The sequence below is a fragment of the Cellulomonas sp. A375-1 genome, assembly GCF_001040865.1.
In the GTDB taxonomy this organism is placed as follows: Bacteria; Actinomycetota; Actinomycetes; order Actinomycetales; family Cellulomonadaceae; genus Cellulomonas; species Cellulomonas gelida.
The window spans coordinates 1-6,305 of record NZ_LFKW01000059.1 but is presented as its reverse complement, the minus strand read 5'-3'; the positions used below and the strand labels follow the sequence as shown (position 1 = coordinate 6,305).

6 protein-coding genes are annotated in these 6,305 nt (G+C 75.4%); 3 read left to right on the top strand and 3 right to left on the bottom strand.

Annotated elements, in window-relative coordinates; all coding sequences use genetic code 11:
* The coding region (locus CWIS_RS06645) for a UvrD-helicase domain-containing protein (protein WP_231583699.1) at positions 1-1,583 on the bottom strand (1,583 nt) is incomplete at its 3' end.
* A 91-nt stretch (positions 1,584-1,674) separates the two neighbouring features.
* On the bottom strand, positions 1,675-2,631 hold the full coding sequence (locus CWIS_RS17525) for a DUF3152 domain-containing protein (RefSeq protein WP_053071591.1): 957 nt from the start codon (positions 2,629-2,631) through the stop codon (positions 1,675-1,677).
* A 48-nt stretch (positions 2,632-2,679) separates the two neighbouring features.
* Between CWIS_RS17525 and CWIS_RS06635 the strand changes: the two genes are divergently transcribed.
* Complete coding sequence (locus CWIS_RS06635) at positions 2,680-3,345, top strand: TetR/AcrR family transcriptional regulator (RefSeq protein ID WP_053071590.1); 666 nt, start codon at positions 2,680-2,682, stop codon at positions 3,343-3,345.
* A gap of 148 nt (positions 3,346-3,493) precedes the next feature.
* The gene (locus CWIS_RS06630; RefSeq protein WP_048342481.1) at positions 3,494-3,718 is read left to right on the top strand and encodes a DUF3107 domain-containing protein; all 225 of its coding nucleotides are present in this window, start codon (positions 3,494-3,496) and stop codon (positions 3,716-3,718) included.
* Between the two features lie 81 nt (positions 3,719-3,799).
* Here the strand turns inward: CWIS_RS06630 and CWIS_RS06625 are convergent, their stop codons facing one another.
* Positions 3,800-4,570 carry a ferritin-like fold-containing protein gene (locus CWIS_RS06625; RefSeq protein ID WP_048342479.1) on the bottom strand — a complete coding sequence of 257 codons (771 nt, stop codon included), beginning with the start codon at positions 4,568-4,570 and terminating at the stop codon, positions 3,800-3,802.
* 338 nt (positions 4,571-4,908) lie between these two features.
* Here CWIS_RS06625 and CWIS_RS06620 point away from each other — a divergent pair.
* Positions 4,909-6,305 (top strand): DEAD/DEAH box helicase (locus CWIS_RS06620; RefSeq protein ID WP_369796502.1); only part of this gene is annotated, 1,397 nt, incomplete at its 3' end.

The following is a 6,305-nucleotide window of genomic DNA, read 5'->3' as shown; positions in this document are numbered from 1 at the left end:
CGCCCGGGTTCGTCGAGCACCTCGACGAGCAACGCGTCGCTCGTGCGACCACCGCCGCCCGCGAGCTCCTCGGCCCGCAGCGCGCGCCGTGCGCGGCGCAGGCCGACGGGATCGAGCGCGCCCAAGGGCGAGCACGCGAGCCGGGCCGCGAGCACCGCGTCGAGCTCGGCCGTCCCGCACGCCACGGCCATCGCGTCCAGCAGGGGCCGTACCGCCGGCTCGTCGCGCAGGGGCACGTCGCTGCCGAGGACGGTGACCGGGACGGCGGCGCCGGCGAGCGCGCGCCGCAGCGCGGTCACCTGCGCACCCGAGCGTGCGATCACGGCCATCCGCTCCCACGCGACCCCGTCGTGCAGGTGCGCACGCCGCAGCTCGCGCGCCACGAACGCGGCCTCCTGCGCACCGCTCGGCAGGATCGCGACCCGCACGGCCTCGGGCAATGCCGGATCCGTGGGTCGGCCGGGAGCCGGCCTGCGGTGCGCGGCGACGCCGACCGTGCCGATCCGGTCGGCGACGCGCTCGACGACTGTGCGCAGCGCGCCGGCGTGCCGCCACGCGACCGGCAGGACGAGCCGTCGCGCGCCCAGCTCGCCCACGCCCGGCCCGCGCGGCGACGTGGACCGTGCGACGAGCGACGGCTCGGCGCCGCGGAACGTCTGCACGGCGGTGTCCGGGTCCGCCGTCAGGAGCAGGCGTGCGCCGCGGTCCGCCAGGACCGACAGGAACGCCGCGGTGGCCGAGGTGCTCTCCTGGTGGTCGTCCACGACGACCAGCCGCCAGCCCGGCGCGCGCGCACCCGGGACGTCCCGCTCCCACGACGCGAGCACGCGCGCCGCCTCGGCCACGACGACCGCGGGGTCGAGACGCGTCCCCGCATCGGGCGTGCCCGCACGCAGGTCGAGCACGTCGAGGTACTCGGTGTAGACCTGCGCGGCCGCCGACCACTGCGGCCGGCCGTGCTCGCGGCCGAGCGCGTCGAGCTCGGCCGGCCCCAGCCCGCGTTCGGCGGCCCGCATCAGCAGGTCGCGCAGCTCGTCGCGGAAGGCGCGCACACCGAGTGCCTCGGCGCGCACACGGGGCGGCCAGTCGATCGCCGCGCCCTCACCGGCCGCGTGCCCTGCGAGCAGCTCGGCGAGCACCAGGTCCTGCTCGGGGCCGGACACGAGCGTGGGTGGGTGCTCCCCGAGCCAGACCGCACGCGCTCGGAGCACCGCGAACGCTGCCGCTGCGGGAGTCTGGACCAGGGGCCGGCCGGACGTGACCGGTAAGCGCGCCGCGAGCCGGTCCCGCAGGTCCGCCGCACCGCGTCGCGTCGCCGCGAGCACCAGGAGCTCGTCGGGGCGCAGGCCCGCGTGCACCGCGGCGACCGCGGCCTCGAGCGCGACCGTCGACCGACCGGTGCCGGGTGCGCCGAGGACCAGGAGCGCGCGCTCGTCGTCCGCCCCGGCACGGCCGGCGCCCACGTCACGCGCCCACGCGACCGCGGCCCGCTGCACCTCGTCCAGCTCGACCGACGCGCCGGGGCCCCAGCCGGGCCCGTCCGCGAACGCGGGCCGGCGCAGCACGGGCGCGTTCGTGGTCACGCCCCGCATCCCATCACGCCCCACCCACACCGACCGCACCGGCACCGCTCACCCAGACCGCAGCACGGGCACCACTCACTCGAGCCGCGCACTAGCTCTCGGGGTGCGGCCAGGGGTTCGGCGTGCACGGGGTGACGCTGTACGACTGCTGCTGCATGAGCGGTGCGACCTGACCCGGGCCGGGGCACCGCTGGTGCGGGTGGCCGAGCAGGTGCCCGACCTCGTGGTTCACGAGGTAGTTCCGGTACGGCGAGAGCGCGTCGCCGTACGCCGGCGACCCCTCGACCCAGCGCAGCAGGTTGAGCACCGCGTGCCCGTTGCGGCCGCACGAGACCTTGCCGTTGGTCGCCAGCGGCGCGCACAGCTCGTCGACGAGGTCCGGCGAGGCGAGCACCACGCGCAGGTCGGCGTCGGAGTCGGTGCGGTCGAACGACACCGAGCCGTCGGCCCCCCAGCCGCGCGGGTCGTTCAGCGTCGCCATGACGAACGCCGCGAACCGCTCGCCGTCGACCGCGAGCCCGCCCTCGACCTCGACCCGCACGCGCTTGACCGCGCCGGTGCCCGGCCCGCTCGCGGACCCCGGCACGACGACGAGATCACCCGACGCACTCACGGGCACGTCGCGCCCCAGCAGCCCGGCCGCGAGGTCGTCGGCGGTGAGCCCCGGCGGCAGCGTCACGGCCGGGACCGGCTCGCGTCCCGCGCTGAGCGACGCGTCGAGGTCGGACGGCGCCGCCACGGGCGTCGGGAGCTCGGTCGGGACGTCACGGTGGCCGTCGCCGCGCGCGACCGCGGACGAGCGCACCCGCTGCACGTCGTCGGCCACCACGAGCGAGGTCGCCTCGGCGATGCTCGCCACCGCTGCGGATCCCGCGCGCGACGAGCCCGCCACGGCCCATCCCGTCCCGGCCCCGGCGACGAGCGCCGTCGCGGTGACCAGCGCGGCCAGACCCCGACGACGGGTGCGCGCGGCGACGCGCCGCGACCTCCGGGTGGGTCCACCGCCGCGGCGCGGGTCACCCGATCGGTGCACGGTCGCGGGGCTCATACGGACATCGTCGCACTGATGAAACGTTCGATGGCTAGCATGCGCCGCATGGCCGAGCACTCGAACGCCTCGACGCCTCGTCCGCGCAGCGTGCGGATGTCGGGCGGCGAGCGGCGTGCTCAGGTCCTCGCGATCGCGCAGGAGCTGTTCTCGATCGAGGGTTTCCACCACGTCTCGATGGACGACATCGCGGACCGCGCGCTCGTGAGCAAGCCGGTCCTGTACCGCCACTTCCCCTCGAAGCTCGACCTCTACCTCGCGGTCGTCGACCGGTGCGGTGCCGACCTGCTGGGCGCGGTCGAGGAGGCCGTGCAGCCGATCGAGCAGGGTCCGGTGCACCGCGGGGACGGTCAGGCGGTCATCGCCGCGATCGTGCGGGCCTACATGACCTTCGTCGAGGTCGCGGGCGAGTCCTCGGGCCTGCTGTTCGAGTCCGACGTGACGCACGACGACGACGTGCGCGCGCGGGTCGAGCACGCGTCGTCGGTGGCCGCACAGCGGTGCGCCGCGGTGCTCGAGCGCGTGACGGGGCTGCCGCCGCAGGACTGCACGGTCGTCGCGGTCTCGCTGATCTCGCTCGCGCAGGGTGCGGCCACGCACCGCCTGCGCAGCCCGGACGCACCTGACCCCGAGCACGCGGTCGACCTGGTGACGCGGCTCGCGTGGGCGGGCGTCCAGGGCCTGCTGCGCCCCGACCTCGAGTACGACGAGTGACGTCGCGCCGCTGACGCGCGGACGCGGGCCGACGACGAGGCGGCGAACCCACCGGTTTTCGCTGGTCGCGGACACGCGCGAGCCGCGCGGCGCACCGGCCTAGGATCGTCGGCGTACGGCCGCGGTGGCCGACGACGGGAGGAACGGCGTGGAGATCACGATCGGCGTGCAGAACGTGACGCGGGAGATCGCCCTGGAGAGCGACCAGACGGCCGACGAGGTGTCCGCCGCGATCGCCGCCGCTCTCGCCGGCAAGTCCGCGCTCGAGCTCACGGACAGCAAGGGCCGTCGCGTGGTCGTGCCGACCGCGACGCTCGCGTACGTCGAGATCGGCGCCGAGACCAAGCCGCGCGTGGGCTTCGGCTCCATCTGACGGGCGCTGCGGCGGGGCTCGTCCGAGGACCCTCGGGCGGGCTCCCGCCGACGACCGCTCGTGCCCCGAGGGGCCGGACGATCAGGCTGTGAGGCCCAGGCGGCTCATGCGACGCGTGTGCTGCGCGGTGAGCTCGCCGAAGATCTTCGCGGGCGCGTTGGGCGTGGCCGCACCGGTCACCTGTGCCTGCTGGGCGGCGTCGGACTGATCCGGCTCCTGCACCGAGCCCGCGTGCACGAGGCGCTCCAGGCCGGGGCGCTGCGTGAGCAGTCGCTGCACCGTGCCGAGCGCCTCACCGACGAGCCGGCGGCCCCACAGCGCGAGCCGCGACGAGAGCGCCCCGTCCCCCGAGCCGGCTGCGTCCAGCTCGGCGACCGCGAGCTCGGCGTGCGACGCGTCGTCGAGGACCTCGAGCACCACGGTGCGCGAGCGGTCGTCGAGACCCTGCGCCGCGAGCCGGCAGAAGTCGTCCGCCACGCCGTAGCCCACGTACGCCTTGAGCAGCCGCTCCCACCACGTGCTCGGCTGCGTGCGGGCGTCGAACTCGCTGAGCACGTCGTCGAACTGCCCCATGACCGCGGCCGGGTCGGCACCGAGCTCGCTGACGCGCGCGAGCACGCGGTCGCGGCGCTCGACGGCCGCGGCGGCGAACCGGGACAGGGCGAGCGCCTGCACGGCGTCGGGCGCGATCGCGCAGTCCGACGCGAGGCGCATGAACGCCACGTGCTCGAGCTGGGCGACGAGGCCGAGCAGCTCCAGGACGTCCGCCGTGCTGGCCTGGGGCGCGGTCGCCGGCTGCGGCGACGAGGTCGACGGCGCGTCGGTGGGCGTGGGCTCGGCGGCGTTGCTCATCCGTCGATCGTAGAGCGGGTCGCGCCCGGGTGGCCTGGTTGGCGGTGTCTCGCCCGTCACCCACGCGCACGACGGGCCAGCCGCGACGCGGCGTGTGACGAGCGGCACCGGCCGGGACGGCACGCTCGTCGGCTACGCTGGTGGGGTACATCGGTTGCCCGGTCGGCCACGACCATCTCGCACTGCCCCGCTCGGGGCGTCGTCCGCGAGTCGAAATCCGCGATCGGCTGCCGGCCACCTGTGGCGCCTCCGCAGCGCCCGGCGCGCGCGACCCGTCCCCTGACGGCGACGCCCGACCCGGACCGCGCGTGCCCGCCACCTGCACCGAAGAGTCCAACGTGACCAACACGCACCTGCCCGCCGACGAGCTCGGCACCCTCGACGCGCCCGAGAGCGCCCCCACGAGCGAGCACGCCTCGGCGCTCGCCGCCCCCTCGACCCGCCCGCTCGTCAGCACCGCGTCGTCGGTGCAGGCCGTGGACGCCTCGTTCGCCGACTTCGACGTCCGGCCCGAGATCGTCCAGGCCCTCGCCGACGCGGGCATCACGCACCCGTTCCCCATCCAGGCGATGACCCTGCCGGTCGCGCTGTCCGGGCACGACATCATCGGCCAGGCCAAGACCGGTACCGGCAAGACCCTCGGCTTCGGTGTCCCGCTGCTCAACCGCATCGTCGCGCGCGACGAGGAGGGCTACGACCAGCTGCGCGCGCCGGGCAAGCCCCAGGCGCTCGTCGTCGTGCCGACGCGTGAGCTCGCGGTGCAGGTCGCGGGCGACCTCGCGACCGCGTCCGCGCGGCGTGCGGTGCGCGTCGTGCAGGTCTACGGCGGCCGCGCGTACGAGCCGCAGATCGACGCGCTGAACTCGGGCGTCGACGTCGTCGTCGGGACGCCCGGCCGCATGATCGACATGCTCAAGCAGCGCCACCTCGACCTCTCGCACGTGCGCACCGTCGTGCTCGACGAGGCCGACGAGATGCTCGACCTGGGCTTCCTGCCCGACGTCGAGACGCTGCTCGCGGCGACCCCGGCGACGCGCCACACCATGCTCTTCTCGGCGACGATGCCCGGCCCGGTCGTCGCGATGGCCCGCCGCTACATGTCGCAGCCCACGCACATCCGCGCGCAGGACCCCGACGACGACGGCAGCCAGACCGTCAAGAACATCAAGCAGGTCGCGTACCGCGCGCACGCGCTCGACAAGGTCGAGCTCCTCGCGCGCATCCTGCAGGCACGTGGCCGCGGCCTGACGATCGTGTTCGCGCGCACCAAGCGCACGGCAGCCAAGGTGGCCGACGAGCTCAACGAGCGCGGCTTCGCCGCCGGCGCGCTGCACGGCGACCTGGGCCAGGGCGCGCGCGAGCAGGCGCTGCGCGCGTTCCGCCACGGCAAGGTCGACGTGCTCGTCGCGACCGACGTCGCCGCGCGCGGCATCGACGTCGAGGACGTCACGCACGTCGTCAACTACCAGTGCCCCGAGGACGAGAAGACGTACCTGCACCGCACCGGCCGTACGGGCCGCGCGGGCAACAAGGGCACGGCCGTCACGTTCGTCGACTGGGACGACACGCCGCGCTGGGGCCTGATCGACAAGGCGCTCGGCATCGGGATCCCCGACCCGGTCGAGACGTACTCGAGCTCGCCGCACATCCACACGGACCTCGACATCCCCGAGGGTGTCAAGGGACGCCTGCCGAAGTCGCAGCAGACCCGCGAGGGCCTGGCCGCGGAGACGCT

Coding starts and splice junctions, on each gene's coding strand:
- CWIS_RS17525 (WP_053071591.1), bottom strand. CDS start 2,631: ATGAGCCCCGCGACCGTGCACCGATCGGGTGACCCGCGCCGCGGCGGT.
- CWIS_RS06635 (WP_053071590.1), top strand. CDS start 2,680: ATGGCCGAGCACTCGAACGCCTCGACGCCTCGTCCGCGCAGCGTGCGG.
- CWIS_RS06625 (WP_048342479.1), bottom strand. CDS start 4,570: ATGAGCAACGCCGCCGAGCCCACGCCCACCGACGCGCCGTCGACCTCG.